The following is a 26525-nucleotide window of genomic DNA, read 5'->3' as shown; positions in this document are numbered from 1 at the left end:
TCAGCCTACAATTCGGGGTACTATTTGTTTTATATTCGTTTCTGATTAGTAACGAATTAAGAAATATTTCTTCTTACCACGGCGAATGATTGTGAATTTACCTTCGATGCGGTCGTTTTCTGTTACAACGTAGTCTAATGCTTGTGTACGCTCACCGTTTACGTAGATTGCGCCGTTCGTTACATCTTCACGTGCTTGACGTTTTGATGGAGAGATTTTGCTTTCTACAAGTAAGTCGATTAATACTGTATCTTCTGCAGTACGTTCTACAGATGGTACGTCTTTGAATCCTTGTTCGATTTCGCTTGCAGTCAGTTCTGCTACAGAACCGCTGAATAATGCAGCTGAAATTTTAATCGCTTGCTCTAATGCTTCTTCGCCGTGAACAAGTTTTGTCATTTCAGAACCTAATGCTTTTTGTGCTGCACGTTTTTCTGGTGCTTCAGCTACTTGCTTTTCAAGCTCAAGAATTTCTTCATGAGATAAGAATGTGAAGTATTTTAAGTATTTAACAACATCGCGGTCATCTGTGTTGATCCAGAATTGGTAGAACTCGTAAGGAGTTGTTTTTTCTGGGTCTAACCAAATTGCGCCGCCTTCTGTTTTACCAAACTTCGTACCGTCAGATTTTGTAACTAGTGGAATTGTTAAACCGAATGCTTTCGCATCTTCTTCTGATTTACGGATTAATTCAAGACCAGCTGTAATGTTACCCCATTGGTCACTACCACCGATTTGCAGGCGGCAATTATGGTGTTGGTATAAGTTTAAGAAGTCGTATGATTGTAAAATCATGTAACTGAACTCAGTGAATGAAATACCAGTCTCTAAACGAGATGCTACTGTATCTTTTGCTAACATATAGTTTAAACCGAAGTTTTTACCGATATCGCGTAAGAATGAAATTACATCTAAGTTACCAAGCCAGTCATAGTTGTTAGCCATTGTTGCTGGGTTGTCCACGTTTTCGAACTCTAAGAAGTTTGAAAGTTGGTTTTTAATGCTTTCTGTGTAGTAAGCAACTGTATCTTTCGTATTTAATGTACGCTCTGCTTTTTTACCACTTGGGTCACCGATCATACCAGTACCTCCGCCAACTAGTGCGATTGGTTGATGACCAGCTAATTGGAAACGACGTAACATTAATACTGGTAACATATGACCAATGTGTAAGCTATCCGCTGTCGGGTCGAAACCACAGTATAATTTAACGCTTTCTTTTTCTAATAATTGCTCAAGTCCCTCAGCATCTGTTTGCTGATTAATTAGACCGCGAAATTCAAGATCTTGTAAAATACCCATATCCTACATACTCTCCTTTAAGTTCATTACTGGCGTGAAGGTTGAAAACATAAAAAAATCGCCCCTTTAAATAAGGGACGATTTTGATTATCGCGTTACCACCCTAGTTGCAGGCAAAAAAAAGCCTACCACCTTATTTACATAACGGCTTAGCACCGTCTTTTCCCTTTTGAATACAATTCAATCGAAAAAAGATGCTCTAGGGGCGTAATTCGCGATCATCTATGTGCTGATTTTCACCGGCCATCAGCTCTCTAAAACAGGGAAATGATCACTACTTCTCCCTTTCCACGCTCAATTATTCATATACTTTTCTTTATACCATCATTTATATAGGCATGTCAAATAGAGGTAGGTGTTCTCTCCTTGCCAATCCTTTACAACGTCGCAAAGAGTATCGTAATAAGAGAAAGAATTGGAACCCCAACTAATAACGATACGTGAAACACAACTGATAAATCATTCCCAATCGTCGCCTCCACAGGATCTTTCGCTGGAGAACCAAGAAAGCCAATGAATCGGTCGAAGCGACTTACCGTTTTTGGAAAATCCGGTATTTCTACATGGTCACTATCTAAATGTTGTTTTAATTTATATTCACTCTTAAAGGGATTTTCGCTCAATTTCATCCACCTCCAGCAATTGTTTCAATTTCTTTATCCCGTTATGAAGTCTCGACTTCACTGTTCCAATCGGAATGTTTAATATCTCTGCAATTTCTTTTTGCTGCATATCATGATAATAAAAAAGGATGAGGACAGCTCGCTGGTCTTCAGGAACTTTCAAAATTGCGTCCCTTACAGTAAGACGGTCTTCTTGTGAAAACTCTACCTCTTGAATTGGCACTAAAAATGGCAAAAGCGTACGCCACTTTTTTCTTCTATTTAATTTATTAATCATAAGACGATAACCAATTTGAAATAAATACGTTTTTATTTTTCCTTTCTCAAGTTCATACATATGTTTCTTACGCTCTAACGTCAAAAATGTATCTTGCACAAGGTCGATACTTAACTGTTCATCTCGGTTAAAGCGATACAAAAATGTATATAGCGCTGGTTTAATTAAAACATATAGTTTTTCCCCAGCCTCCTTATCCCCACTTTGGTACGCAAGCATGAGCTCCTCCTCAATCCCAATCTGCGCCATTTTTTTTGATCTCCTTTATTCCTTTTAACGTTAATGAAATACGGGAAATTAAATATGCACTTGCGACAATGACCCATGCTTGTGACTGATGCGTAAAAAATTGAACATATGGGTTTTGAATCGTAAATCCACTAAAAACGAAAATATTTAACGCCAGCACACATATACATGCATACACTGCAAGACAGACCGAAATTGTATCAAATACATTCCAACGAAAATATATTTTTGTTTTTGTAAAATCAATTTTATTTCCATTTTTTCGTACAATATACTTCTTATCCAACGGAATAATGATTGAAAAAATAACAATCATTATAATCCCAACTGTAATCATTGAAACTTTAAAGCCAATTGGCATCGGTAATAACAGACCACAAGAAAATACAACGATAATTCCAATTAAAGCAAAAGCAAGAAGTAATTTATTAGACATAAAAAAGCCTCCCTCATCTATTCTTTCATAAATGTATACAGACGAGGAAGGCACTTCGTTCAAATATTATTTTATTTTTTTAATAATCTTTGCAGGATTTCCGCCGACTACTACATTGTCCGGCACATCTTTCGTTACAACGGCGCCAGATGCGATCACCGCGTTGTCTCCAATTGTGACACCAGGATTAATAATCGCTCTTCCGCCAATCCATACGTTATCACCAATTGTAACTGGTTTTCCATATTCTGATCCGCTTATGCGCTCTACTGGATCAAGCGGATGTGTTGCTGTATAAATGTGAACACCTGGAGCTAACATACAGTTCACTCCGATTGTTACTGGACATACATCTAAAATTGTACAGTCAAAGTTCGCGTAAAAATTTTCGCCCACGTGAATGTTATAGCCGTAATCACACCTGAAAGAAGATTCAAGATGAATGTTATCCCCAGTCGTTCCGAATAATTCTTTTACGATTTCGCTACGCTCTTTTAATTGTACTTCTGGCGTATCATTTAATTTTCTCGTTAATATACGAGCTTGCTCCCTCTCTTGTACTAAAACTGGATCAGCCGGTATGTACATTTCTCCTAGTATCATCTTTTTCTTCTCTGTTTTCATCATACTATCCCCTTTCAACTTATATATATAAGTTGATGATATCATAAAAAAGAAAGGTCTGAACGTTATTTCGTTCAGACCTTTCTCTCTTAATCTTCCATCGTTGATAAGTCACCTGTTGGTAAGTTTAATTCCCACGCTTTTAATACGCGGCGCATAATTTTACCACTTCTCGTTTTCGGTAATTTATCTCTAAATTCAATTTGTCTTGGCGCTGCATGAGCTGCTAGGCCTTTCTTTACAAATTGACGAATCTCTTCTTTTAATTCATCAGATGGTTCGTATCCTGCTCGAAGCGCGATAAATGCTTTAATGATTTCGCCGCGCACCGGATCAGGAATACCAATTACCCCAGCTTCTGCAACAGCCGCATGCTCGATTAATTTGCTTTCTACTTCAAACGGACCAACGCGCTCACCTGACGTCATAATTACATCATCAATACGCCCTTGGAACCAGAAGTACCCATCTTCGTCCATATATGCTGAGTCACCTGATACGTACCAATCTCCCGGCATAAAGTAAGATTCATACTTTTGCTGGTTATTCCAAATTCCACGCATCATCGCTGGCCAACCTTTACCAATTGCTAAGTTGCCCATTGTGTATGGAGGCACTTCATTTCCTTCATTATCAACAATCGCTGCTTTCACACCTGGAATTGGTTTACCCATTGAACCTGGACGGATTTCCATACAAGGATAGTTACAAATAACTTGTCCACCTGTTTCTGTCATCCACCACGTATCATGAATACGAAGTCCAAATGCGTTCATACCCCAGCGAATTACTTCTGGATTTAACGGTTCACCAACGCTTAATACGTGACGAACTTGCGATAAATCATATTTTTTAATTGCGTCTTGTCCAGCACCCATTAACATACGGAAAGCTGTTGGTGCGCTGTACCAAACTGTTACACCGTAATCTTGCAGCGCTTCATACCACGCTTCTGGACTAAAGCGGCCACCTAAAATAACATTTGATGCTCCGACTAACCACGGCGCGAAAATACCGTAAGCCGTTCCTGTTACCCAGCCTGGGTCAGCTGTGCACCAATATACATCGTCCTCTTTTAAATCTAATACCCACTTCGCCGTTTGATAGTGCTGCACCATTGCGTTTTGCGCATGTAGCACACCTTTTGGCTTCCCAGTAGAACCAGATGTGTAATGTAGAATTAAACCGTCTTCACGGCCTAGCCATTCGATATGTAATTCTTTTGAAGCTTGTTCAAATAAAGGATTGAACGCTACCGTTTTACCGCCTTCTTCTACATTATCTCCAACAAGGAAGACTGTTTTTAAAGCAGGTAAATCATTTAATGGTACTCGCTCTAACAATTCAGGTGTTGTAATTAACACTTTTGCTTCGCTATCTTCTAAACGATCGCGAACTGCGCCTTCCATAAATGCTTCAAATAGCGGACCAACTATTGCTCCCAATTTCACTGCACCTAAAAGTGCAAAATATAACTCTGGGGAACGCGGCATAAAAATAAAAACGCGATCGCCTTTTTCTACATCGCCATAATTTTTCAGGACGTTTCCTGCTTTATTAGAAAAATCCTTCATTTCCTTAAATGTATATTTCTCTTTTCGCGATCCATCTTGATAATAAAGGGCTACTTTATTCTTTCGATCGGATTTCGCATGCTTATCAATTACCTCATACGCCATATTTACTCGGCCTGTTTCATTCCAAGTAAAATTTTTATTAACCTCTTCCCAGTTAAAATTCGCGTATGCCTCATCATAATTCGGCAAATTATTTTCTCCTTTAATGACAGGAAGCGTTTCTACTTTCATACTTTACATCCCCCTCCTATGTATTCTATTATCTATTATAATGATATTATTTAAAATTTTCAGTATATTTGTTGATTTTTAGACAAATTTTTAATGACAAAATTCGATTCACATCGCATATATTATAAAGTACGATATTAATAGATTCACAAACCCTCAAGGTGGTGAGCAATACATTGATCCATAAAAAAATATACAATGCCAGAAACTTAAAAACAGCGAAAGGCACTTTAATTATTGAAGGTCCTGTCTCTACACATAACTTAGAAATGTATGAATTTCATCCAGACTTAATTGCGTTTCGTCCTGCCGAGCAGCAATATAAAGCAATTGTCGAAATTTCTAAATTACCAGAAGCTCGTCTCATTATTGCTAGACATGACCGAACGATCGTTGGATATGTTACATACTTGTATCCTGATCCACTCGAACGATGGTCAGAAGGAAAAATGGAAAACTTAATTGAGCTCGGGGCGATTGAAGTAGTCCCAGCCTTCCGCGGGTGCGCTGTCGGCAAGAACTTATTAGAAGTTTCAATGATGGACGACCATATGGAAGATTACATTATATTGACGACTGAATATTATTGGCACTGGGATTTAAAACAAACAGGCTTAAATGTTTGGGAGTACCGAAAAGTAATGGAAAAAATGATGAATGCTGGTGGCTTACAATGGATGGCTACAGATGATCCTGAGATTTGTTCGCACCCTGCTAACTGTTTAATGGTCCGCATCGGTAAACGCGTTGATACGGATTCTATTCAAGCATTTGATCGTCTACGTTTTCACAATCGTTTTATGTACTAAATAAAGGGGGCAACTGGAATGATTGTAGAAGAAATTATGAATCAAGATGTGGTGACACTACACCCAAACGATACAATCGAAACAGCAATCCGAACGATACGCACGAAAGGCATTCGGCACATTCCAATTGTCGATCAAAATAATCATGTGGTAGGCATTATTTCTGATCGGGATGTAAGAGATGCAAGTCCATCAATTCTTGATGAACAAGTTCCACTCGCTATGCTGAAACAACCGCTCGACCTTATTATGAAACAACCTGTTATGACTTGCCATCCTCTTGATTTCGTTGAGGAAATTGCTACCTTATTTTTTGAAAATAAAATAGGGTGCCTTCCTGTGACAAAGGCTGGAAAGTTAGTTGGAATCATTTCTGAATCCACTGTACTGCACACGTTAGTGAAATTAACAGGAGCACATCAACCAAGTTCACAAATTGAAATTCAAGTAAAAAATGAACCTGGTATTCTTGGAAAAGTCGTTGCTATTTTTAGTGATTTGCAAATAAATATCGTGAGCGTTCTCGTCTATCCAGCAAAAGATGAGAATGATAAAGTACTCGTTTTCCGCATTCAAACGATGAATCCTCTAAAAGTGATTGATGCACTTGAAGCAGAGGGCTACCGCGTATTATGGCCGAACATTATGGGGATGCAAGCATGAGTAGCGCGTTTATTTATTCGGATGATTTTCGGGGCTATTCGTTTAGCCCTGATCATCCTTTTAACCAACTTCGCGTCACACTTACGTATGACTTATTACAAAAGGGTGGTTTCATCTCTCCTTCCCAAATCATCTCACCAAGGATGGCTACAGATGAAGAAATCGCCTACGTTCATACAGAGGAGTACATAAATGCGGTAAAACGTGCTGGAGAAGGTAAGTTAGAAAAATCAATTGCGATGACATATGGACTCGGTACAGAAGATACACCGATGTTTCCAAATATGCACGAGGCAAGTGCATTACTTGTTGGCGGAACATTAACAGCTGTCGATGCTGTTCTTTCTGGGAAAGTAAAACACGCGCTTAATTTAGGCGGCGGCTTACATCACGGCTTCCGTGGTAAAGCATCTGGATTTTGTATTTATAACGATAGTTCCATCGCAATGAAATATATTCAGAAGAAATACGGTTTACGCGTCCTATATATTGATACAGATGCTCATCATGGTGATGGTGTACAATGGTCTTTTTACGACGACCCTAACGTATGCACCATTTCATTACATGAAACTGGGCGTTATTTATTCCCTGGAACTGGCGCTGTAAATGAACGTGGACAAGGTAATGGCTATAGTTATTCTTTTAACGTTCCACTTGATGCATTTACAGAAGACGAATCGTTCTTAGATTCCTATCGAACTGTCGTAAAAGAAGTTGCCGCATACTTTAAACCGGATATTATTTTAACGCAAAATGGCGCTGACGCACATTATTACGATCCACTTACACACCTTTGCGCAACGATGAATATTTACCGTGAAATACCGAAGCTCGCTCGCGAAATCGCTAACGAATATTGCGAAGGTCGCTGGATCGCTGTCGGCGGCGGTGGCTATGACCACTGGCGCGTCGTCCCAAGAGCTTGGGCACTTATTTGGCTCGAAATGAACAACATCCAAAACATCTCAGGTTATCTCCCTCCAGAATGGATTGACGCTTGGAAAGGACAAGCTGAAACAGAACTTCCCCTCACATGGGAAGATCCAGACAACATGTATAAACCTATCCCCCGTAAACCAGAAATTGAAGAAAAGAATGCATTAACTGTAGCGAAATCCCTTGAAATTATTCGGAATAATATGACAAAATCTTTGTACTAAACGAAAAGGAGGCTCGTTTTTTTAATGGCCTCCTTTTATTTATTGACGACTTTTGTCGGTAAGTCGATATATTTTTAGATTCGCTGATATATTCTAATAATCGCCGATATATTTTATTTAAGAATTAGCCAGTCCAATTTTTATAAGAAAAGGTAGTGATATTATGTGGAAACAACACATGATCAACACAAAACGTGGCACATTCGAACTCTTCACAAAAGGAAATGGCGAACCTCTTTGCATTACACATCACTATTCACAATTTAATGAAACTGGTGATTACTTTGCGGATGTTTTCACTTCTACATATCGTGTATTCCTCATTAATTTGCGAGACGCTGGTAATTCTGTAAAAGCCAACGTAGAAAACGAATTAAGTATGATTGAAACGATTCACGACTTAGAAGCAATTAAAGAAGCTTTGCAACTTCCAACATGGCATTTCGCTGGCCATTCAACTGGCGGTATGCTTGGACTTTTATACGCGATTACATATTCAAATTCCTTACAATCATTAGTCGTCGTTGGAGCCGCAGCAAGTAACTATACCGAAACACCATTTTGCATTTATAACCTAGAACATCCACAGTTTCATTATATGCAACAGCTCATCGAAAACTTGAAAAGCCCTCACCTTACAAGTGAAGAACTGAAAGAACTATCTACTGAGAGAACAAAATTATCATTGTATAAACCTGAAAACTACAACTCTTATTTTTGTAAACCAATCCAAAAAGCAATGTCCGCTAGCCGGATGAACGCTTTCGCTCATGAATACCCTTCATTCGATTTAAGGACATCACTACCCTTTATTCAAACAAAGACCCTTATTATATGCGGAAGATATGATGTGCAGTGCCCGATTCAGTATTCTATCGAGATGCATGATGGCATACGTAATTCTATTTTTGTAACATTTGAAGAGAGTAATCATTATCCTTTTTTAGAAGAAGCTACTCAATTTACTTCTACTGCTCAAACGTTTTATAAATCATTACGCCACCGTAACTCTAAACAATGACAAAAAGCTCACAGCCTCTACAAGACTATGAGCTTTTTCAAAAGAAATATTTAACACTAGTAACAACTAAAAGAAGAACAGAAAAAACCACTAGGCCTAAATCAATATATACTGCCTTTTTATCTCCTTCTTTTAAACTTATCATAAAACTAGAAATTATTTTAATTCCAAAAAAGACCATCATAAATAACCCACCGAAATGATCATTCGTATAATCGTCATCATAAAACATTTGTATTGCACCAATAATTAATAAAATAAGTATGATATTCGTTCCAATCCTTAAAGCCTTGTTTGATTTACTATCTTTTCATGTATCTCCCAAAATGTAGCACGCCCTCTCATACTCTCCTATGTTATATCTCTCTTTATATTTTAACATAAATTACCTATTTTTCCTTTTTGTTCGAATAACATAAAAAAAACCTGCCAATTACTCGGCAGGTACATTACACATTAAAACGATAACCAGCTCCCCACACTGTTTCGATATACTGTGGGTGTGCAGGATCTCTTTCAATTTTCTCACGTAACTTTCTAATATGAACGACAACAGTGGCTAAATCACCAGCAGAATCTAATCCCCAAATACGTTCAAATAACTGTTCTTTATTTAATACTTGGTTTGGATGTGTTACAAAGAATGTTAATAAATCAAATTCCTTCGTTGTAAATGCGATTTCTTCATTGTTTATAAAAACTTTCCTCGCCCGTTGATCAATAGAGATTCCGTGAATATATAACGTATCACGTTGCTTACTTACATTTCCTGATAATCTTTCATAACGAGAAATATGTGCCTTTACTCTTGCAACTAATTCACTCGGGCTAAACGGTTTCGTTATATAATCATCCGCCCCTAAACCGAGTCCGCGAATTTTATCTATATCTTCCTTCTTTGCTGAAACAAGTAAAATCGGAATGTCTTTTATAGCACGTATTTGTTTACAAATTTCGAAACCATTCATCTTCGGAAGCATAATGTCTAAAATAATTAAATCATATTCTTCCTGCAAAGCCATTTGTAAACCTGTTTCTCCAGAGTGTTCTACATCAACTTGAAAATCACTAATTTCTAAATAATCTCGCTGTAATTCTGCAATGCTTACTTCGTCTTCTATTAGTAAAATTCTTTTCATTCTACTCACCACATTCCTGTACTTTTTTCAATGAGAAGAAAATACTTGTACCTTCCCCAAGCTTACTTTCCGCCCAAATTTCTCCGCCATGTTCTTCAACAATTTGCTTCGCTATCGCTAAGCCAAGTCCACTTCCACCTGTGCTAGAATTTCGCGATTGCTCTGCACGATAAAAACGTTCAAAAATATAAGGAAGTGTATCCGATTCGATACCTGATCCGTTGTCCATTACTTTCACAATCACTTTATTGTTATCACTCGATACTGTTACAGTAATTTTCTTTTCTTCTTTATCCATGTATTTCACACTATTATGAATTAAATTTGAGATCACTCTATTTATCTTTTCGCAATCAGCCGTTACATATAGTGGTGATGCATGTAATTGTAAGTTAACTTCTATATCTTCTTTACTTAAATCCATCTGCATCTCTTCTATTAATTCTTGCATAAACATATTTAATTCAACCGTTTCAAACCGAAATGGAACTCGATTCAAATCGAGCTTCGAAAATAAAAATAGTTCGTCAATGAGTGTATCCATATGCCTTGCTTTCGTATGGATAGTCGTTAAGTACTTATCCATTTTTTCTGGTGTATTTGCTACCCCGTCTTTTATGCCTTCTACATATCCGATAATAGATGTAATCGGTGTTTTTAAATCATGAGAGATGTTTGAAATGAGCTCTTTTCGATTTTCTTCATACTGCGTTTGTACCTCTATCGACTCTTTTAATTTCTTCCTCATTTCCTCAAATCCTTGATTCAATTGCCCTATCTCATCATGCGATGTAACTGGTATTTGAAAGTCTAAATTTCCTTCTTTAATTTTCTCAGTCGCATCTTTCAATACAAAGATTGGTTTTATCACACTTCTTGAGACAAGATAACTTAATAATCCAATAAGCAACACGGCTAACAGTAAAAGTGATACGAACAAAATCGGAAATAATTTTTGTGTAAGATCTACAAATGAACTTTGCTTTTTTAATACAAATATACTCCCCTCTTCTTCCTGAGGAAAATAAAAATCAAACTTTACATATCGATAAAATGTATCGCCTAGTTCCGTTGTACCACGACTATTAATATTTGCTGATTCAAATTTCGGAAGGGCTTCTTTTAAAGATACACTTTCAAATACTTTTGTAGCATAAGAAATGGTTTCTCCCTTTCTTACAACTATTTTCACCCCTTCTTTTTCAAGTGATGAAACGAACGATTCATCTAATAGTTGAGATTGATGTTTCTTTGCTGCCGACTTCAACTCAATATACGCATTCTCTTCTTCTGGTGTAAGCGGCTTTTGAATGTAAGAACTTTTATAGAAATTTTTCACTGACTCCAAATCACCTGTTATCGAAAAAACGATTAAAAATCCCGCAACTAATATAAGCGTAATGGAAACGAGAATGACAGCGATATAAGAAAATAAAAACCTTGTTTTAATAGACATATGTTACATCCTCACTTTACCCCGCATTAACGGGCAGTAAGATCCCCACCTCAAAATTCAGAGAAAGCAAAGAAGTTAAGTGGGGGATCAACTGCCCATAAAAGCCCGATTGGTTCAACTAATAATCAGTAGGGGATGAACAAAACCCCCACTGATTAAAGTTTCACTTTATCAAACCTTATTATTTACAAGCATAAAAATATATGTTCAAATACTCAAGCGATTTTATAGTAATTTTAGCGTCAGTTTATAAAAATTTAATGTTCTTATTTTACAGTTGAAATGAGGAGGTTAAAATTCCATGTTCAAAAAAACAGTAAGCATGATCTGTTGCGTAATTTTTTTGCAAGGCTGCTCGCAAGAACAAGAAATTAAAAAGGAGATGACAAACATGGAGACAGCACTACTAACAGCTACTGAGAAACAAGAAACGAATACGGTTATATCGTTACTCAAAAAAGGTGCTAACATAAATATAACAGACAATAAAGGACGTACCCCTCTTATGATTGCTACATACAAAAATGATGTAAAAACTGCAAAAGCGCTTATCGAAGCTGGTGCTGACGTAAATATCCAAGATGATATAAAAAACAATCCTTTTCTATACGCCGGCGCTGAGGGTTACTTGGATATTTTAAAACTAACGATTGATGCCGGTGCAGATTCATCGCTGACAAACCGTTACGGCGGTACAGCTCTTATCCCAGCATCAGAACATGGCTATATTGATGTTATAAAAGAACTACTCACGCGAACAAATATCGATGTAAACCATGTAAATACCCTCGGATGGACAGCTTTAATGGAATCTATCGTACTAAGTAACGGAAATGAAACACAACAACAAGTCATTCAACTTCTTATTGAACACGGTGCAGATGTAAATATTCCAGACAACGATGGTGTTACCCCGCTAGAGCATGCTCGTGCTCATAACTTTGACGAGATAGAGAAGATTTTGTTAGAAGGACATAAGTAAAAAGCTAATTTTTGCCTTCCTCCCCCACCCTATGCTACATTTAAGCCGTTACATCAATATGAATAGGTGGGAATAAACATGAACAAACCTAAAATTGGGATGATTGGACTTGGAAGTATCGCGCAAAAAGCCTATCTTCCAACACTTACAAAAGAAACAGATTGGAATTTTGTAGGGGCGTTTACACCTAACGCGGAGAAAAGGAAACAAGTTTGCCAGCAATACCGCATTCAAGACTTCCATTCTATTGAAACGTTAGCTTCGGAATGCGATGCAATCTTCGTTCATAGTTCAACTGCTACACATTATGAAATCGTTTCTGAACTTCTGAAAAAAGGAATCGACGTTTATGTTGATAAGCCGCTAGCAGCTACAGTAGACCAAGCTGAGAAACTAGTCGAGTTGAGCGAAAAGTATAACCGAAAGTTAATGGTCGGATTTAATCGCCGCTTCGTTCCTATGTATGTTGCTGCAAAAGAACAAGCTCATGATATTTCATGGATTCGAATTGAAAAACACCGTACAAATAAAGTCGGTCCATATACATACGACTTTACGATGTTAGATGATTACTTACATATTGTAGATACTGCTCGCTGGTTAGCTAACGATGAGCTTAACGTCGTTCACAATATGATGCAAATGAATGAAAAAAATGAACTTCTTTACGGCCATCATACATATACAACAACAAACGGCCTATTACTTTCAACAGCAATGCACCGCCATGCCGGTACAAATTTAGAACAAATTGAACTTGTTACGACAGGGAAAATCATTCGTGTAAAAAATATGAATACATTTGAAATTGAACAGGAAAACTCAGTTTCACAAAGCGGTTCCCCATCATGGGATACGACGTTAAAACAACGTGGTTTTGAAGATGCTGTTCATCATTTTATTGAATGTGTACACGGAGATACAAAGCCTGTTGTAGATGGATTAGAAGGATTAAAAACGCAGCAACTGTTACAATCTCTACTGGACGATCTAAACAAAAATTAAAACGGATACATTTTTCAGAATTTACTTTCATTCCCATTTTCCCTTTATTTCTCTCGTAAATTTCTATAGAATATGTTGATAGGAATTATAAATTTCATAATGAATCGTGGAAAGGATGGGATTAACACATGTGGAACGAGTTTAAAAAGTTCGCTTTCAAGGGGAATGTAATCGATTTAGCTGTCGGGGTTGTAATCGGTGCTGCATTCGGTAAAATCGTTAGTTCTTTAGTAAAAGATATTATTACACCATTACTTGGTATGGTATTAGGTGGCGTTGACTTTACAGATTTAAAAATCACATTCGGTAAATCATCTATTATGTATGGTAACTTTATCCAAACTATTTTTGATTTCTTAATTATTGCAGCGGCTATCTTTATGTTCGTTAAAGTATTCAACAAACTAACATCTAAAAGAGAAGAAGAAAAAGAAGAGAAACTTCCAGAACCAACAAAAGAAGAAGAACTTCTTGGCGAAATTCGCGACTTATTAAAACAACAAAACTCTTCTAAAGATAGAGCATAATTGAACGGATAAAAAGGCATGTCCCCTAGGGACATGCCTTTTTTATATGCTATAACGTTTCCGAATTCATATGAATAAATAAAATAATACCTGCAACCATAAGTACCATAATACTACCTGCAAATAGTGTAATACCCATAAACATTAAACTTGTGCTCATATCCACTGATACACTTTCAATAAAAATAGAAATTACATACGTGATAAGGGCAATTCCTGCAAGAATACTTCCTGGAACAAATCGCTTTAAGCCATTTTGTTTTAACGTCATATATGCAAAAATAGCAGTCATACAAAGCGTAATTATCCAAAGAACGATCATCTTTTCTCCCCCCTCACAAACCTTTTCTTTCTATTATACATGACATTGCCCTATAATAGTTGAATTTGCACTTATGTGACATATAACAAGGAGTCCTCCCTACTGTAGCGAAAGCATTACAACATACACTTACACAATAAGGAGGCTTTCATTTGAAATACACTACCATATGCAATTTGGAACTAACCGAACGATTTAATTACGTTACGATTGACCTAGAAAAACAATTTTTTTATATCGAAGTTATAAATTTACAAAGCAATACAGCTGTACTAAAAATATCAATTAACTTGGAAAAAGACGAAACGATAGTAGCAGGAAATATAATTCAATACGATACTTCTCACATAGATGCATTATTACAAGGATTGAAATGTGTTGCTCAAACATGTATTGATCACAATTTAAGAAACCAAAGGGAACTGTTCGCATTTTCAGAAGAAAATTAACCCGATAGAACTGGTTATTTTTTCTATAAATTGATATGATTACTATATGCAAATATTCTTTATACGGGAGTGTTCATAATGATTTGGATTTCACTAATCGTATTAGCCTATTTCATCATTCTCGTCCCAATACAGTATAACTATATGAAGATGCTCAAGGAAAAACAGAAGAGAATGAATGCCTCACAAAACGAACTATATGACAACATGTCTTATGAAGAATCCCAAATACACTATCATTATCAAAGTAACGTATTTACAATACCTGCTTCGCTTGTCGCAAGTATTATTTATAGAGTGAAACATGCAGCATAATATGTACGCTGTAAAATTATTGTTTGAATCTGTTCATTCTGGTGAGCCTGATCCTACGAAAATTGATGAGCATTATGAAGAGAATCCCGATACACTTTTTGAAGAAAGTATTATTCTTGTTAAGGCAAACAGTATAGAGGAAGCTCATGAATTAGGTGAAAAGATAGCTATACACTCTGAAGAATCGTACGATAATATGTACGGTGAGCAAGTAACGTGGACGTTTCGAAAAATATTGCATGTGTTTGAATTAGACGATACACCATTTGAAACGGGAAAAGAATTGTACGCAAGATTTTTACACGTTAAGAAAAATAAAACGGTAGATACCGTAGTAAAAGCATACTATCCTGAATACGAATAAAAGCTCACAGCAAATGCTGTGAGCTTTTTTATACTTACTTCGTTGAATCTCTAAATTGGATACGGTGAGGTAAGATTACAGTGTGATCTTCCACTTTTTCTTTGTTCATATACTTTGTTAATAGACGCATTGCTACTGCACCGATATCATACATCGGTTGTACAACTGTTGAAAGTTGTGGACGAACCATTAATGCAAGACGTGTATTATCGAAACCAAGTACTTCTACATCAGTTGGTACGTTTAATCCAGCGTCTTGTGCTGCATGGATTACACCTAGTGCCATTTCATCAGAAGATACGAAGATCGCTGTTGGCTTTTCATCAAGGCCCCAAAGCTTTTCGAATGCCTCGATACCTGAATCATATGTGTAATCTCCATCGATTACAAGATTTTCATCATATGAAATACTTACTTCTTCTAAAGCTTTTTGATAACCTTGTAACTTCTTTGCGTTTCCTGCTTTATCAATGAAAGGACCAGAGACGAAACCGATACGCGTATGTCCTTGCTCAATAAAGTGCTTCATCGCATCGTAAGCTGCTTGTGTATAATCAATGTTTACTGATGGCGTTTCATTTTGCTCATCAAATGACGCTGCTAATACAATTGGTACCGGAGACTTTTTAAATTCTTCAATGTGAATGTCTGTAATATCTTCACCCATGAAAACAATTCCGTCCACTTGTTTTCCAAGCATCGTATTTAATAAATGGAACTCTTTCTCTTTGTTTTGGTCAGAGTTACTTAAAATGATGTTATATTTGTACATTGTTGCGATATCTTCAATTCCACGAGCAAGTTCTGCATAAAACGTATTTGAGATATCAGGAATAATAACACCTACTGTAGTTGTCTTCTTACTTGCTAGTCCACGTGCTACCGCATTTGGGCGGTATCCTAAACGATCGATTGCTTCTAATACTTTCTTTCTTGTTGTAGGCTTTACATTTGGGTTACCGTTCACAACACGAGATACGGTAGCCATTGAAACGTTCGCTTCGCGCGCTACATCATATATTGTTACGTTCATCTCATCGCACACTCCTTCTATTTTTGTTATCTATTTTTATGTATCGGTTACTTGAATGAAAAAAAGACATCAACTCTATTTGCAGATGCCACCAATCGTCCCGAGTTCTTCCTTTTACTAATGATACGATAAAAACGCAGGCTCATACAATATTTTCCCGCAAAAGTTTCGAAAAAATTCGCTTCTTTTCTCGTATTTTCGTATTTTTTATGAAAAAAAGGGCATTTTTTGTAAAAAAATAGATATTCCATGAGTAGAAACTGTATATTAAGCCGTACGTTAGTAAATGAAATTTATATCAGCGATTTTGTAAATATATCGACTTACCAACAAAAATCGACAATGAAAGTCGCTATACAATAAGAGGCAGCAGTTCCAAATACTTTTAATTCGTTCATCAATTCATCGAAATGCGGAATATTTATTCGTTGTGCCTGGATCTGGGCTGGCAATAGAGGGTCACATCGTCCTGTAGAATACGTTATATCGACAACAACGGGTAAATGTGTTTCTTTCTTTAAAATCGGCACAGCGGTAACATGGAGCGTATTACGCATCGATCTTTCATTACTTCAGAAACTAATTGTACATCACTACCTATTTATTGGTAGTTTACATATATTAGTATTTAAATTTCAATCCCTCTAATTCCAAAAATTTTTCAAACCTATTTACTATATCTTCTTTCGTAGTTGGAACTTCTTGAGGCATATAATTAACAAAACTCACCATATCTTCTGGGTAGTGATGCTTTCCATAAAACTCTGCAATTTCATTTAATAATTCATTATCTTCTTTACATCTTTCTTTTATTTCAGATAAACAAACAAATCTTAGTTTTCTTTTCTCCTCTATTAATATTGTGCTTTCTTCATCTAATTGAGGAAAATAATTAGTTTTTATTTCTAACATCACCTTACTTAAATCTTCATTAGAGACTCCCCATGTAAGTTCACTAACAAACCCGCTTTCATCACCAATTCCCATCAATTCTACCGCATAATCAGAAATAACGTCTTTACTAAAATAATTTCCTTGGATGCCTACAAAAATAGTTTTCCAATCATACTTAATATGTTTATTTTTTAAATCTTTTAAGTTCATATGATTTCCCTCTTACTTTTTGGAATTTGATTTGTCTTACCCGTCATAACACCATTTTCAATAAAAAAAAGACAGTGTAAACACTGTCTTTTTTTTACAAGAAGGAAACAAACGGTTTATCGCTGTTTTTCTCTTTTATAATAATTGCCTCGATTTTACTCTCGGACTTTATCTGTAATTGTACTTTCGCATCCTTAGGTAATTTTTCTAACATACTTTGAGCAGCCATTTGAGTAAGAGCCATTAATTCTGTTTTACCATTGTATTTAATAACAATATTCATATTCAATGCATCCATTTGATTTTTCTTATAAGACACTTTAGCATTTACTGGAATAAAATCTCCAGGAGAAAACTCTTTCATTGTCTTAGCAAATTCAGTTATTTTTGTATTATCTTCTCCATGTGCTTGTTTAAATTCATCAGAAGGATATGAATACGCTTGTTCATCGATCGTACTCCAATTTCCAAGGTTCGTGTCATTCTTTTGAACGGTAGTACTGGCAATATACGTACCATTTTTTAAAGAACTTGTACTTTCTTGCTTAAAGATAGCAAACGTAATTGGAGATTTGTTGTACTTGTCATTTTTATTAATAGCTTCAATAAGTTGTTTGGCAACTTCAGTACCCTTAGACATAGCTTCTTCATTCGATACACTTGAAGACATAGCTAAACCAATCATAACACCAGATAAACTTAGTTCGTTTGAATTCTGCTTCCCGAAATAGTCTTGTTCTATAATATTTGTCAGAACTGGTGCTTCTACTTTTGCGACTAGTTCATCAACTAACTTCTCAGGAATATACTGATTTAATTGAAGCACATGGTTTTCTGTATCAAATTGCTCTTTTGCAATATTCATTAAACCATTTTCATACTCTGCTAAATCTAATTTAGAATTTGTTTTTACATTAGCTGTATTTATAACCTTTTGTTCTTTTAAAGGAATTACAGTTCTATAATAATCTTTAGAAACAGCAGTTCTCGGAATCATGCTTTTTTCTTTCGTATCCTTCTGTATAACTTCATCCTTCTTACTAATCGTATCATTACTACAAGCTCCCAGTAATAAACTTACGACCGCGAAGGATAATGCCATTTTCTTCATTACTTAAAACCTACTTTCAACAATCTAATTATTTAATTTGAACTATTAACAGTGTACCATTAAATATATTTCAACAAAAACAAAAAAAAGAAGCAAGCACCTTTAGCTTGCTTCTTTTTACTTAATATTCTCTTCTAAAGCAGCTTTTTTAATGTTCCAATGAGACGTATTCCATACTACCATCCCATCTTTTATGTATAACACTTGCGGAGATTCATGTTTCATGTTGTACTGCTCTGCAACACGATTCGAAACATCTCTCGCATCTTGTACGTATAAGTAATACGCTGGTACCGCTCTTTCTTCACTACAATAGGCTTGAAATTCTGTATAGGCACCATGACTAATCGGGCATGTCGTACTATGTTTAAAAAGAACATAAGGCTCATTTTTTTCTACTAATACTTCAAGCTCTTCAATTGTTTCAACTTTTGTCATATTCATCACGATTCACCTCTCATACGAAGTCTAGAGCGCTTCTCTTTCTTTTCAGCTTTTTTCTCAAGTCTTTCTAATTTACGCTCTTCTTTTTCAACCTTTTTCTCTTGTCTTGTCGCACGATAATGATTGTATACTTCAATTGCTGCGCTACTCCACTGTACAACTTGCGCTACTTTATCTGCATTATTTTCAATTTCGTCCGTAACAGACTCTGATACATTACGAAGTTTCGTATTTAAAGAATGGATTGTCGTTCCAATTCCATCTACACCCGATACCACTTTATTTAATGATTGTGATTTCTGTTGAATGTCATCAGCTAACGCATTTGTTTTATGTAATAATTGCTCCGTCTCTACGCTAATCCCTTGCATTTGCTTTTCTAAACCTTCTAACGTGCTTGCAACGTTTTCTAACGTCTTCTGAACCGATAACAACGTTCTGCATACATACACTACTAATACAGCGAAAGCAACCGCGATAATAGCTGCACTTACATATAAAAGAACTTGCATTTCATCACTTCCTTTATCTTTTTCATACTTTCTCCTATTATACAATCATTTTCCGTTTCGTTCTAATCCCTATCTTTTCATTAGAATTTTCATACTTATTCGTTAACTTTAACATAAATGATTCAACAAATTCCACTAAGTAGGTTACAATAGGAGAGGATACATAATTAGTAGGGAGGCTTTACATATGAAAGATCCACGCATTGAAAAGTTAGCATACAATTTAATTAACTATTCTATTCGCTTACAAAAAGGCGAGAAAGTATTAATTGAAAACTTTGGCTTACAAAAAGAACTTGTAACTGCACTTGTAAAAGAAGCTTATGCAGCTGGTGGTTTCCCATTCGTTTCTTTAAAAGATCATCAAGTAGATCGCTCTTTATTAATGGGTGCTACTGAAGAACACTTCGAACAAATCGCTGCATATGAAGCAAGCGTAATGAAAGATATGGACGCTTATATCGGTCTTCGCTCTGGCGATAACATTAACGAACAAGCTGACGTACCAAGTGAAAGAATGCAAATTCACGGTCAAACAGTTGGTAAGAAAGTTCATAGAGACATCCGCGTTCCGAAAACGCGCTGGGTTGTTCTTCGCTACCCAAATGCTTCTATGGCGCAGCTTGCTAAAATGAGCACAGAAGCTTTCGAAGACTTCTACTTCGAAGTTTGTAACTTAGACTACGGTAAAATGGATAAGGCGATGGATAGCCTTGTTACATTAATGAATAAAACAGATAAAGTTCGCCTAACTGGTCCTGGGACTGACTTAACATTCTCTATTAAAGACATTCCAGCTATTAAATGCTCAGGTCATTTAAACATTCCAGACGGTGAAGTATACTCTGCACCAGTTCGTGATTCTGTTAACGGTACAGTTTCTTACAATACACCATCTCCTTACAACGGTTATACATTTGAAAATGTACAACTTAAGTTCGAGAATGGCCAAATCGTTGAAGCAACTGCAAACGATACAGAGCGCATTAACAAAATCTTCGATACAGATGAAGGCGCACGCTACGTTGGTGAGTTCGCAATCGGCGTAAACCCATACATCTTACATCCAATGGGAGACATCCTATTCGATGAAAAAATCGATGGCAGCTTCCACTTCACTCCTGGACAAGCTTACGATGATGCATGGAACGGCAACAACTCGAACATCCACTGGGATTTAGTATGCATCCAACGTCCTGAATACGGCGGCGGCGAAATTTACTTCGACGACGTACTAATCCGTAAAGACGGACGCTTCGTTGTACCTGAATTAGAAGCTTTAAACCCAGAGAACTTAAAATAATAATAAAAACGCTCGGATACACTCCGAGCGTTTTTCATTTCTTCCCTACCCTTTCTATTTTCACATGTGGATTTTCTTTCTCGATAAGCGCCAAGAATTCATTCATATGTTGCGGCATCGCAACCATATGTACTTTGTATGCATTCGTCGTAATTTCAAGGGATTTCCCAACTTGACGAATGATTCTTATCTCTTTCAATACAATATCGTCATTTAAAATGCCGTACTTTAATACACCATTTTCTACTTTATGCTTTTTAATAAATACTTCCCAAACGAGCGGGACATTTACAATGAAACATAATCCCATTCCAATTAACGCTGACATCCACTGATCTTTATTTGCGACAATCATGACAAGTGGATATACAAACATAAAAGCTAACGTGAGACAAACGAAAATTACTACCGATTTACTTCTTTGAATCGGAATGTTCATACACGCACCCCCTACCCTAAATTATACCACTTTTTCCATTTTAGTTCATAAAAAAAGGTCATTTCTGAATGACCTTCTTAAACAATATATCTATAGAATTTCTTATCCACCTGTAACACCGGAAAACTTTTTGGCAACTCGTTTATACTCACACTTTGGAAATTATTCTTTTCATAAAAGCGATGCGCTGCTAAAAACTTCACTGTCGTTCCTAAATAAATATCTTTCAGCTTTTTATTCTCAGCCCATGAAATTGCTGTTTGAAGCAACTTATGTGATGCGCCCCACTCTTTTCCGCGAAATTCTTTTTTTACGAACATTTTTCTTAACGCTACTTGCTGATTCTCAATATCTAATAAAGCTACTGTTCCGACTACTTTATCGTCATAAGTTGCTACCCAAAAGTTTCCATGATTCCTTTGATAGAACGTTTCTATTTCAAGTAAGTCGGGCTGCTCTTCTTTCGTAATGGGAACATTGTACTCTTTTTGCTGAATATGAACGATAAGATCTACTACTTCATCTTGAAACGTACTTTCATACGGAATAATGCGTATCTTCTCGTTCATCGAATCTCCTTCCATTCTGAAGCTAGTAAACTATATACAGCGATATCATGGAAATGATCATATAACCATTCTTCATCTCTTAAAACACCGTCTAACTTAAACCCTAAACGTTCTGGGATCGCACGGCTTTTTACATTTTCAACACCACATCTAATTTCCATTTTATTTAATTTTAAATTCTCAAATGCATAGTGAAGTACAGCCTTCACGCTACGTGTCATAATACCTTTTCCACCAGCATCTTCTGCAAGGTAATACCCGAGACTTGCCGCTTTCTTCCCCCAACTCACTGGATGAATGCCTACCATCCCAACGAGCTTCCCTTTATAACGTATACCACTTTCAAAACCGTCTCCCTCTGCAAACTTCTTTAACCACATCGGACAAATCTCATCATAAGCATCAGCAGATTTCGTCCCATCTACCCAAGGGAGCCATCTTCTTAAATGATTACGGTTTTGGTCTATTAATTGATATAGTTCCTCTTTATGATGCTTTTCTAATAACTGTAATTCAATTTCGTCGTCTACTCGAAGTGTGAACATGTTTTTTAGCCCCTTTTAGTTTTCTTATTATTCTAACACTTATAGATGCAAAATGTTAAATATTCACACTTTTTCAGTTTTTATATAAGAACAATCACTATATATGATTGATATCTAGATATGAATCATATATAGTTAAAGTATGGAAAAAAATGATAATTTTATAATTCAATTACGTAAAGGTGTTTTTGATCTCGCTATTTTGTCTTTAATAAGCAAACAACCTATGTACGGATACGAAATTACAAGTGCATTACAAGATATCCCTGTGTTTCATATCCCAAACGGTTCGATTTACCCTATATTAAATCGAATTACGAAAAACAATTGGGCTATTTCCTATTGGGAAGAGTCCGGTGATGGCCCAAAAAGAAAATACTATCGCATTACAGACGAAGGGAGAGAAATTTTACATAATCGCTTAGATGATTACGAGGCAGTTTATCAAGCTCTAATGTTACTAGCTAAAGGAGAGGATAAAAAATGAACAAGGATCAATTCTTTGCAAATGAACTCATCACTTCTTTCTTACAGGATTTCCACAAAGGTTTAATGAACTTACCTACATCAGCACGAGAACAACATGTACTAGAAATCAAATCTGATTTATACGAAAATGCATTACGTAAAGAAAATGATGAGATACCATCAGCACTCATCCCTCAACACGTTATTGAAGAATTTCTTCCTCCAAAAGAATTAGCACAGGAAATTGCAGCAGAATATACAGACGTTATTGAAGAAGCACAGCAATCTACAAATACTTTTATTAAATACTATTCTGGCCTATCTATCGGTCCACTCGGCGCTTTATCAGTGCCTATTGTACTCGGTTTTATAAATTTTTCTGCTAATTTACCATTTTTACTATCCTTTATTGCAAGCAATATTTGGTTTATCTTTAGAGAAAACCATTGGAATATAGATTTATTAAAATACTTTAAAACAATTATTTTCATCAGTTCAAGACTGCTAATTGCTCTCCCATTCAGCTTTTTCGCAATTCGAATTATGATAACAAAACAATTCGATATGTTTTCATTCTATTATTTAATTGGATATGTACTTTTTAGTTCACTATATATCGTCTTATTAAAACAACTATACAAAAAGAATGAACAATACCAACATATCAATGCTTTTTAAAATATATCGAGCACAACAAAAAAGACGCATAGCCACCGCTATGCGTCTTTTTTATTACTTCTCTGCAACTTGAACTTCTTTTACGTAAGCTGCTTCGAATTTTTGGATGTCTCCTGCGCCCATGAAAATTAGAACGCCGTTTTTATGTTTCTTTAATACATCCGTTGTTGTATCTGTAATTAGTTCTGCACCGTCAATACGCTTTTGCAGATCTTCGATTGTTAATTCACCTTTGTTTTCGCGTGCTGATCCGAAAATATCACATAAGTATACTTGGTCAGCTTTGCTTAGACTTTCAGCGAACTCATCTAAGAATTTTTCTGTACGTGAGAATGTATGTGGCTGGAATACAGCGACAACTTCACGCTCTGGATGTTTTTGACGAGCTGCTTCAATCGTTGCATTAATTTCTGTCGGATGGTGTGCGTAGTCATCGATAATAACTTGCTCTCCCATTGGCTTTTCATTAAAGCGACGTTTTACGCCTTCAAAAGTTGTTAGCTGATGCTTAACTGCTTCTACATCAACGTTTTCATAATGGCAAAGCGCGATTACCGCTAATGCATTTAATACGCTGTGATTGCCGTATCCTGTAATTTTGAACGTGTCATAGTACGTATTACGAACGAATACATCGAAAATAGTACCATCTGTTCTCTTTTGAATGTTACGTGCTTGGAAATCATTATCTTCTCCAAATCCATAGAAAATAACAGGTACTTTCGCTTGAATTTTTTGAAGTTCTTCATCATCTCCACATGCAATAATGCCTTTTTTCACTTGCAATGCCATCTCTTGGAATGCATTGAATACATCATTGATATCTGAGAAATAATCTGGATGATCAAAATCAATATTTGTCATAATCGCATAGTCTGGATTGTAAGACAAGAAATGACGACGATACTCACAAGCTTCAAATACAAAATACTTACTATTTTCTACCCCATGCCCTGTTCCATCTCCAATAAGGTAAGATGTAGGGTGTGCACCTTGCATTACATGGGCTAACAAACCAGTTGTTGATGTTTTTCCATGTGCACCAGTTACAGCAACACTTGTGTATTGGTTCATAAGATCACCTAAGAAGTGATGGTAACGATGTACTGGGATGTTTAATTCTTTTGCTGCTACGATTTCTTCATGCGTATCAGGAAATGCATTTCCTGCAATAATCACTTGTCCTTCTTTTACATTATTTTTATCAAAAGGAAGGATCGAGATATTACGCTTTTCCAACGCTGTTTGTGTAAAGAAACGCTTTTCATAATCAGACCCTTGAACAGTATGCTTCATGTCATGAAGAATTTGTGCTAATGAACTCATTCCTGTTCCTTTAATTCCTACAAAATGGTAAACTGTCATCTTAAAGAACCTCCAACATTTCGAACTAATACAACGGCCTATCTATAAGACAGTATATGAATCTTTTCTTATTTTGGTAATCATCATACATTTTTGATGTAGTGAAGTTATTCTTTCCCTTCACTTATCAGGATAAACTCGTACGTACTTCTTTTTTATGTCCATAACAAGTCCATTATAGCAAAAAAGAAGCCGCTATACTATGATAACAGAAAAACTGATAGGGTCAATCACCTATCAGTTTTTCTCTCTTTTACATATCTTCTCTTTTTTCTAATTGAACACGCTCTAGACGTGGGTTTGGACGATATTTACGACCAGCTTTCGCTTCTGGTTTTCCATTTAATTCTACGTTATCACCAGTAAAGCCAATATTCATTTTTAATAAGCTACTTCCTACTCCGTATATATCAACAGGTACGTTTTGAGCTTCAAATTCACGAATACGCTTCTCATCAAATCCACCAGTTACAACGATGTCTACATGCTGGAATCCTTCTTCATCAAGTGCTTTACGAAGTGCGAATACAAGCGATGGGTTTACACCACGTGGATCGAATGTTCCAAGTACCTCTGGGTGGCGAATGAAGTATTGATCAATCATCGTGCGCGACGTATCTACACGTACGCCTTTTAATGTTGATCCAAATTCACGCGCTACGCGAAGTGCATCTGTAATGACATCATTATTGTAATCAATCAATACAACTAATTCATCTTCTGGGAATTTCTTATGATATGCTTTTGCCGCTTCCACAACATCACCATTAAACATTTGAATTAATGCGTGAGGCATTGTCCCCATACCACTTCTGCCCCACCATTCATTCATCGCGTGCGTCGCTTGTGCGCTCATACCTCCGATGTATGCTGCATAACCGTCACCAGCTTGCTGTGTATAATGATCGTCACGATCTCCCATGAAAATAACTGGTTTTTCTTTATCTACACTACGTGCAGCTTGGACAACGTTATATACATTTGTCGCAACTGATGTACGACGAGCTAAAATCCCATCAATGACACCTTCTAAAAATCCGAAATTTTCATAAGGACCATGAATTGTTAACACTGTTTCAAACGGACTAATATTATCGCCATCTTTTAAAGAGTTAATTTCAAGTTCCTCAGGATTTTTGGCGAATGTTTGTAGCAATGCAATCACTTCATCTGTTCCGCAAAGAACTGCATTTTCCTTTTGGAAAAATTGCATCGTCACAACACTTTTCGGGCGAAATTCTTCAATGATTTCTCTAGTCTTTAAAAAGTAAACGGCAGAGAACCAACCTTCTCCAACACGTTCGTCAAATTTAAATGTTCTATTTGTTAGTCTATTTATTTCACCTTTTAATTTTAATTCAATTTCTTTCATGTCGCTTTACTCCCTACTTTACTATCCAACATTTTCTCTTAGTATACA

At 36.2% G+C, this 26525-nt stretch carries 33 protein-coding genes, 1 pseudogene and 1 other annotated feature; of the genes and pseudogenes, 13 read left to right on the top strand and 21 right to left on the bottom strand.

Features of this window, described 5'->3' with window-relative positions:
* Positions 1 to 45 precede the first annotated feature (45 nt).
* From tyrS to acsA, 6 genes are all read right to left on the bottom strand, one after another.
* Positions 46 to 1302, bottom strand: a complete 1257-nt coding sequence (gene tyrS, locus QCI44_RS04130) for a tyrosine--tRNA ligase (protein WP_000512081.1) — start codon at positions 1300 to 1302, stop codon at positions 46 to 48.
* 70 nt (positions 1303 to 1372) lie between these two features.
* Positions 1373 to 1602: a binding site (T-box leader), on the bottom strand.
* A gap of 77 nt (positions 1603 to 1679) precedes the next feature.
* Positions 1680 to 1925, bottom strand: a complete 246-nt coding sequence (locus QCI44_RS04125) for a hypothetical protein (protein WP_001293777.1) — start codon at positions 1923 to 1925, stop codon at positions 1680 to 1682.
* Positions 1906 to 2451: an RNA polymerase sigma factor gene (locus tag QCI44_RS04120; protein ID WP_000057177.1), complete on the bottom strand. Its 546-nt coding sequence runs from the start codon at positions 2449 to 2451 to the stop codon at positions 1906 to 1908. Before QCI44_RS04120 ends, QCI44_RS04125 begins: the two co-directional genes overlap by 20 nt.
* The gene (locus QCI44_RS04115) at positions 2432 to 2887 is read right to left on the bottom strand and encodes a hypothetical protein (RefSeq protein WP_000066430.1); all 456 of its coding nucleotides are present in this window, start codon (positions 2885 to 2887) and stop codon (positions 2432 to 2434) included. The genes QCI44_RS04120 and QCI44_RS04115 overlap by 20 nt, the downstream gene beginning before the upstream one ends.
* Positions 2888 to 2953: 66 nt before the next feature.
* Entirely contained in the window at positions 2954 to 3514 is a 561-nt protein-coding gene (locus QCI44_RS04110; protein ID WP_002107575.1) for a maltose acetyltransferase domain-containing protein, read from the bottom strand.
* 86 nt (positions 3515 to 3600) lie between these two features.
* Positions 3601 to 5319, bottom strand: coding sequence for an acetate--CoA ligase (gene acsA, locus QCI44_RS04105; protein ID WP_016085936.1), 1719 nt, complete (start codon positions 5317 to 5319; stop codon positions 3601 to 3603).
* Positions 5320 to 5495: 176 nt separating this feature from the next.
* On the opposite strand from acsA, the gene acuA reads away from it, so the two are divergent.
* The 4 genes from acuA (at position 5496) to QCI44_RS04085 (ending at position 8975) form a co-directional block, all read left to right on the top strand.
* Positions 5496 to 6128, top strand: a complete 633-nt coding sequence (acuA, locus tag QCI44_RS04100) for an acetoin utilization protein acetyltransferase AcuA (protein WP_016135466.1) — start codon at positions 5496 to 5498, stop codon at positions 6126 to 6128.
* A gap of 18 nt (positions 6129 to 6146) precedes the next feature.
* Complete coding sequence (locus QCI44_RS04095; RefSeq protein ID WP_000634565.1) at positions 6147 to 6791, top strand: acetoin utilization AcuB family protein; 645 nt, start codon at positions 6147 to 6149, stop codon at positions 6789 to 6791.
* Positions 6788 to 7954 (top strand): acetoin utilization protein AcuC, encoded by a 1167-nt coding sequence (gene acuC / locus QCI44_RS04090; RefSeq protein ID WP_000092820.1) that lies wholly within the window; start codon positions 6788 to 6790, stop codon positions 7952 to 7954. Before QCI44_RS04095 ends, acuC begins: the two co-directional genes overlap by 4 nt.
* A 163-nt stretch (positions 7955 to 8117) precedes the next feature.
* Positions 8118 to 8975 (top strand): alpha/beta fold hydrolase, encoded by an 858-nt coding sequence (locus tag QCI44_RS04085; protein ID WP_353811009.1) that lies wholly within the window; start codon positions 8118 to 8120, stop codon positions 8973 to 8975.
* Between the two features lie 37 nt (positions 8976 to 9012).
* On the opposite strand, the gene QCI44_RS04080 is transcribed toward QCI44_RS04085, so the two are convergent.
* The 3 genes from QCI44_RS04080 to QCI44_RS04070 form a co-directional block, all read right to left on the bottom strand.
* Positions 9013 to 9255 (bottom strand): hypothetical protein, encoded by a 243-nt coding sequence (locus QCI44_RS04080; protein WP_223272484.1) that lies wholly within the window; start codon positions 9253 to 9255, stop codon positions 9013 to 9015.
* A 169-nt stretch (positions 9256 to 9424) separates the two neighbouring features.
* The gene (locus QCI44_RS04075) at positions 9425 to 10114 is read right to left on the bottom strand and encodes a response regulator transcription factor (protein ID WP_033659783.1); all 690 of its coding nucleotides are present in this window, start codon (positions 10112 to 10114) and stop codon (positions 9425 to 9427) included.
* Position 10115: 1 nt separating this feature from the next.
* Positions 10116 to 11570: a sensor histidine kinase gene (locus QCI44_RS04070; protein ID WP_098986753.1), complete on the bottom strand. Its 1455-nt coding sequence runs from the start codon at positions 11568 to 11570 to the stop codon at positions 10116 to 10118.
* 301 nt (positions 11571 to 11871) lie between these two features.
* Between QCI44_RS04070 and QCI44_RS04065 the strand changes: the two genes are divergently transcribed.
* From QCI44_RS04065 to mscL, 3 genes are all read left to right on the top strand, one after another.
* A complete protein-coding gene (locus QCI44_RS04065) occupies positions 11872 to 12552 on the top strand; it encodes an ankyrin repeat domain-containing protein (RefSeq protein WP_098986752.1) in 681 nt (226 codons plus the stop codon).
* A gap of 78 nt (positions 12553 to 12630) precedes the next feature.
* Entirely contained in the window at positions 12631 to 13557 is a 927-nt protein-coding gene (locus QCI44_RS04060) for a Gfo/Idh/MocA family protein (RefSeq protein WP_016085928.1), read from the top strand.
* A 128-nt stretch (positions 13558 to 13685) separates the two neighbouring features.
* The gene (gene mscL / locus QCI44_RS04055) at positions 13686 to 14084 is read left to right on the top strand and encodes a large-conductance mechanosensitive channel protein MscL (RefSeq protein ID WP_016135469.1); all 399 of its coding nucleotides are present in this window, start codon (positions 13686 to 13688) and stop codon (positions 14082 to 14084) included.
* 49 nt (positions 14085 to 14133) lie between these two features.
* On the opposite strand, the gene QCI44_RS04050 is transcribed toward mscL, so the two are convergent.
* Entirely contained in the window at positions 14134 to 14406 is a 273-nt protein-coding gene (locus QCI44_RS04050) for a DUF3917 domain-containing protein (RefSeq protein WP_000636592.1), read from the bottom strand.
* 152 nt (positions 14407 to 14558) lie between these two features.
* Here QCI44_RS04050 and dhp61 point away from each other — a divergent pair, with 152 nt between their 5' ends.
* From dhp61 to QCI44_RS04035, 3 genes are all read left to right on the top strand, one after another.
* Positions 14559 to 14855, top strand: coding sequence for a protein Dhp61 (gene dhp61, locus QCI44_RS04045; protein WP_016085926.1), 297 nt, complete (start codon positions 14559 to 14561; stop codon positions 14853 to 14855).
* 78 nt (positions 14856 to 14933) lie between these two features.
* The gene (locus QCI44_RS04040) at positions 14934 to 15170 is read left to right on the top strand and encodes a DUF3949 domain-containing protein (RefSeq protein WP_016085925.1); all 237 of its coding nucleotides are present in this window, start codon (positions 14934 to 14936) and stop codon (positions 15168 to 15170) included.
* A 1-nt stretch (position 15171) separates the two neighbouring features.
* The gene (locus tag QCI44_RS04035; RefSeq protein ID WP_033660194.1) at positions 15172 to 15534 is read left to right on the top strand and encodes a DUF4288 domain-containing protein; all 363 of its coding nucleotides are present in this window, start codon (positions 15172 to 15174) and stop codon (positions 15532 to 15534) included.
* 34 nt (positions 15535 to 15568) lie between these two features.
* Here QCI44_RS04035 and ccpA read toward each other — a convergent pair whose 3' ends face one another.
* From ccpA to QCI44_RS04005, 6 genes and pseudogenes are all read right to left on the bottom strand, one after another.
* On the bottom strand, positions 15569 to 16567 hold the full coding sequence (gene ccpA / locus QCI44_RS04030) for a catabolite control protein A (protein ID WP_098986751.1): 999 nt from the start codon (positions 16565 to 16567) through the stop codon (positions 15569 to 15571).
* A gap of 323 nt (positions 16568 to 16890) precedes the next feature.
* Positions 16891 to 17133: pseudogene (locus QCI44_RS04025) on the bottom strand (hypothetical protein); the annotation flags it as partial.
* Between the two features lie 55 nt (positions 17134 to 17188).
* A complete protein-coding gene (locus QCI44_RS04020) occupies positions 17189 to 17671 on the bottom strand; it encodes a DUF2247 family protein (RefSeq protein ID WP_016085922.1) in 483 nt (160 codons plus the stop codon).
* Between the two features lie 94 nt (positions 17672 to 17765).
* A complete protein-coding gene (locus QCI44_RS04015) occupies positions 17766 to 18782 on the bottom strand; it encodes a CamS family sex pheromone protein (RefSeq protein ID WP_016135471.1) in 1017 nt (338 codons plus the stop codon).
* Between the two features lie 117 nt (positions 18783 to 18899).
* Positions 18900 to 19226, bottom strand: a complete 327-nt coding sequence (ytxJ, locus tag QCI44_RS04010; protein ID WP_016085920.1) for a bacillithiol system redox-active protein YtxJ — start codon at positions 19224 to 19226, stop codon at positions 18900 to 18902.
* Positions 19226 to 19738, bottom strand: coding sequence for a DUF948 domain-containing protein (locus tag QCI44_RS04005; protein ID WP_001197726.1), 513 nt, complete (start codon positions 19736 to 19738; stop codon positions 19226 to 19228). The genes ytxJ and QCI44_RS04005 overlap by 1 nt, the downstream gene beginning before the upstream one ends.
* 187 nt (positions 19739 to 19925) lie before the next feature.
* On the opposite strand from QCI44_RS04005, the gene QCI44_RS04000 reads away from it, so the two are divergent.
* Entirely contained in the window at positions 19926 to 21041 is a 1116-nt protein-coding gene (locus tag QCI44_RS04000; RefSeq protein WP_000654739.1) for an aminopeptidase, read from the top strand.
* 34 nt (positions 21042 to 21075) lie between these two features.
* On the opposite strand, the gene QCI44_RS03995 is transcribed toward QCI44_RS04000, so the two are convergent.
* The 3 genes from QCI44_RS03995 to QCI44_RS03985 form a co-directional block, all read right to left on the bottom strand.
* Positions 21076 to 21480: a PH domain-containing protein gene (locus QCI44_RS03995; RefSeq protein WP_016135472.1), complete on the bottom strand. Its 405-nt coding sequence runs from the start codon at positions 21478 to 21480 to the stop codon at positions 21076 to 21078.
* 77 nt (positions 21481 to 21557) lie between these two features.
* The gene (locus tag QCI44_RS03990) at positions 21558 to 22049 is read right to left on the bottom strand and encodes a GNAT family N-acetyltransferase (RefSeq protein WP_016135473.1); all 492 of its coding nucleotides are present in this window, start codon (positions 22047 to 22049) and stop codon (positions 21558 to 21560) included.
* Positions 22046 to 22594 carry a GNAT family N-acetyltransferase gene (locus QCI44_RS03985; RefSeq protein WP_016085917.1) on the bottom strand — a complete coding sequence of 183 codons (549 nt, stop codon included), beginning with the start codon at positions 22592 to 22594 and terminating at the stop codon, positions 22046 to 22048. The genes QCI44_RS03990 and QCI44_RS03985 overlap by 4 nt, the downstream gene beginning before the upstream one ends.
* Before the next feature lie 142 nt (positions 22595 to 22736).
* On the opposite strand from QCI44_RS03985, the gene QCI44_RS03980 reads away from it, so the two are divergent.
* Entirely contained in the window at positions 22737 to 23081 is a 345-nt protein-coding gene (locus QCI44_RS03980) for a PadR family transcriptional regulator (RefSeq protein ID WP_098986750.1), read from the top strand.
* The gene (locus QCI44_RS03975; protein ID WP_098560963.1) at positions 23078 to 23740 is read left to right on the top strand and encodes a hypothetical protein; all 663 of its coding nucleotides are present in this window, start codon (positions 23078 to 23080) and stop codon (positions 23738 to 23740) included. The genes QCI44_RS03980 and QCI44_RS03975 overlap by 4 nt, the downstream gene beginning before the upstream one ends.
* A gap of 54 nt (positions 23741 to 23794) precedes the next feature.
* On the opposite strand, the gene murC is transcribed toward QCI44_RS03975, so the two are convergent.
* Positions 23795 to 25105: a UDP-N-acetylmuramate--L-alanine ligase gene (murC, locus tag QCI44_RS03970; protein ID WP_000219461.1), complete on the bottom strand. Its 1311-nt coding sequence runs from the start codon at positions 25103 to 25105 to the stop codon at positions 23795 to 23797.
* Positions 25106 to 25358: 253 nt separating this feature from the next.
* The gene (locus QCI44_RS03965) at positions 25359 to 26477 is read right to left on the bottom strand and encodes a nicotinate phosphoribosyltransferase (RefSeq protein WP_000658380.1); all 1119 of its coding nucleotides are present in this window, start codon (positions 26475 to 26477) and stop codon (positions 25359 to 25361) included.
* Between the last annotated feature and the right edge of the window lie 48 nt (positions 26478 to 26525).

Origin of the sequence: Bacillus cereus group sp. RP37 (assembly GCF_040459695.1) — a bacterium.
Lineage (GTDB): Bacteria > Bacillota > Bacilli > Bacillales > Bacillaceae_G > Bacillus_A.
This window is presented reverse-complemented; position numbering and strand designations above follow the sequence as displayed.

Coding starts and splice junctions, on each gene's coding strand:
- tyrS (WP_000512081.1), bottom strand. CDS start 1,302: ATGGGTATTTTACAAGATCTTGAATTTCGCGGTCTAATTAATCAGCAA.
- QCI44_RS04120 (WP_000057177.1), bottom strand. CDS start 2,451: ATGGCGCAGATTGGGATTGAGGAGGAGCTCATGCTTGCGTACCAAAGT.
- QCI44_RS04115 (WP_000066430.1), bottom strand. CDS start 2,887: ATGTCTAATAAATTACTTCTTGCTTTTGCTTTAATTGGAATTATCGTT.
- QCI44_RS04110 (WP_002107575.1), bottom strand. CDS start 3,514: ATGATGAAAACAGAGAAGAAAAAGATGATACTAGGAGAAATGTACATA.
- acsA (WP_016085936.1), bottom strand. CDS start 5,319: ATGAAAGTAGAAACGCTTCCTGTCATTAAAGGAGAAAATAATTTGCCG.
- QCI44_RS04095 (WP_000634565.1), top strand. CDS start 6,147: ATGATTGTAGAAGAAATTATGAATCAAGATGTGGTGACACTACACCCA.
- acuC (WP_000092820.1), top strand. CDS start 6,788: ATGAGTAGCGCGTTTATTTATTCGGATGATTTTCGGGGCTATTCGTTT.
- QCI44_RS04085 (WP_353811009.1), top strand. CDS start 8,118: ATGTGGAAACAACACATGATCAACACAAAACGTGGCACATTCGAACTC.
- QCI44_RS04075 (WP_033659783.1), bottom strand. CDS start 10,114: ATGAAAAGAATTTTACTAATAGAAGACGAAGTAAGCATTGCAGAATTA.
- QCI44_RS04070 (WP_098986753.1), bottom strand. CDS start 11,570: ATGTCTATTAAAACAAGGTTTTTATTTTCTTATATCGCTGTCATTCTC.
- QCI44_RS04065 (WP_098986752.1), top strand. CDS start 11,872: ATGTTCAAAAAAACAGTAAGCATGATCTGTTGCGTAATTTTTTTGCAA.
- QCI44_RS04060 (WP_016085928.1), top strand. CDS start 12,631: ATGAACAAACCTAAAATTGGGATGATTGGACTTGGAAGTATCGCGCAA.
- mscL (WP_016135469.1), top strand. CDS start 13,686: ATGTGGAACGAGTTTAAAAAGTTCGCTTTCAAGGGGAATGTAATCGAT.
- QCI44_RS04050 (WP_000636592.1), bottom strand. CDS start 14,406: ATGATCGTTCTTTGGATAATTACGCTTTGTATGACTGCTATTTTTGCA.
- QCI44_RS04040 (WP_016085925.1), top strand. CDS start 14,934: ATGATTTGGATTTCACTAATCGTATTAGCCTATTTCATCATTCTCGTC.
- QCI44_RS04035 (WP_033660194.1), top strand. CDS start 15,172: ATGTACGCTGTAAAATTATTGTTTGAATCTGTTCATTCTGGTGAGCCT.
- ccpA (WP_098986751.1), bottom strand. CDS start 16,567: ATGAACGTAACAATATATGATGTAGCGCGCGAAGCGAACGTTTCAATG.
- QCI44_RS04020 (WP_016085922.1), bottom strand. CDS start 17,671: ATGAACTTAAAAGATTTAAAAAATAAACATATTAAGTATGATTGGAAA.
- QCI44_RS04015 (WP_016135471.1), bottom strand. CDS start 18,782: ATGAAGAAAATGGCATTATCCTTCGCGGTCGTAAGTTTATTACTGGGA.
- ytxJ (WP_016085920.1), bottom strand. CDS start 19,226: ATGAATATGACAAAAGTTGAAACAATTGAAGAGCTTGAAGTATTAGTA.
- QCI44_RS04005 (WP_001197726.1), bottom strand. CDS start 19,738: ATGCAAGTTCTTTTATATGTAAGTGCAGCTATTATCGCGGTTGCTTTC.
- QCI44_RS04000 (WP_000654739.1), top strand. CDS start 19,926: ATGAAAGATCCACGCATTGAAAAGTTAGCATACAATTTAATTAACTAT.
- QCI44_RS03995 (WP_016135472.1), bottom strand. CDS start 21,480: ATGAACATTCCGATTCAAAGAAGTAAATCGGTAGTAATTTTCGTTTGT.
- QCI44_RS03990 (WP_016135473.1), bottom strand. CDS start 22,049: ATGAACGAGAAGATACGCATTATTCCGTATGAAAGTACGTTTCAAGAT.
- QCI44_RS03985 (WP_016085917.1), bottom strand. CDS start 22,594: ATGTTCACACTTCGAGTAGACGACGAAATTGAATTACAGTTATTAGAA.
- QCI44_RS03980 (WP_098986750.1), top strand. CDS start 22,737: ATGGAAAAAAATGATAATTTTATAATTCAATTACGTAAAGGTGTTTTT.
- QCI44_RS03975 (WP_098560963.1), top strand. CDS start 23,078: ATGAACAAGGATCAATTCTTTGCAAATGAACTCATCACTTCTTTCTTA.
- murC (WP_000219461.1), bottom strand. CDS start 25,105: ATGACAGTTTACCATTTTGTAGGAATTAAAGGAACAGGAATGAGTTCA.
- QCI44_RS03965 (WP_000658380.1), bottom strand. CDS start 26,477: ATGAAAGAAATTGAATTAAAATTAAAAGGTGAAATAAATAGACTAACA.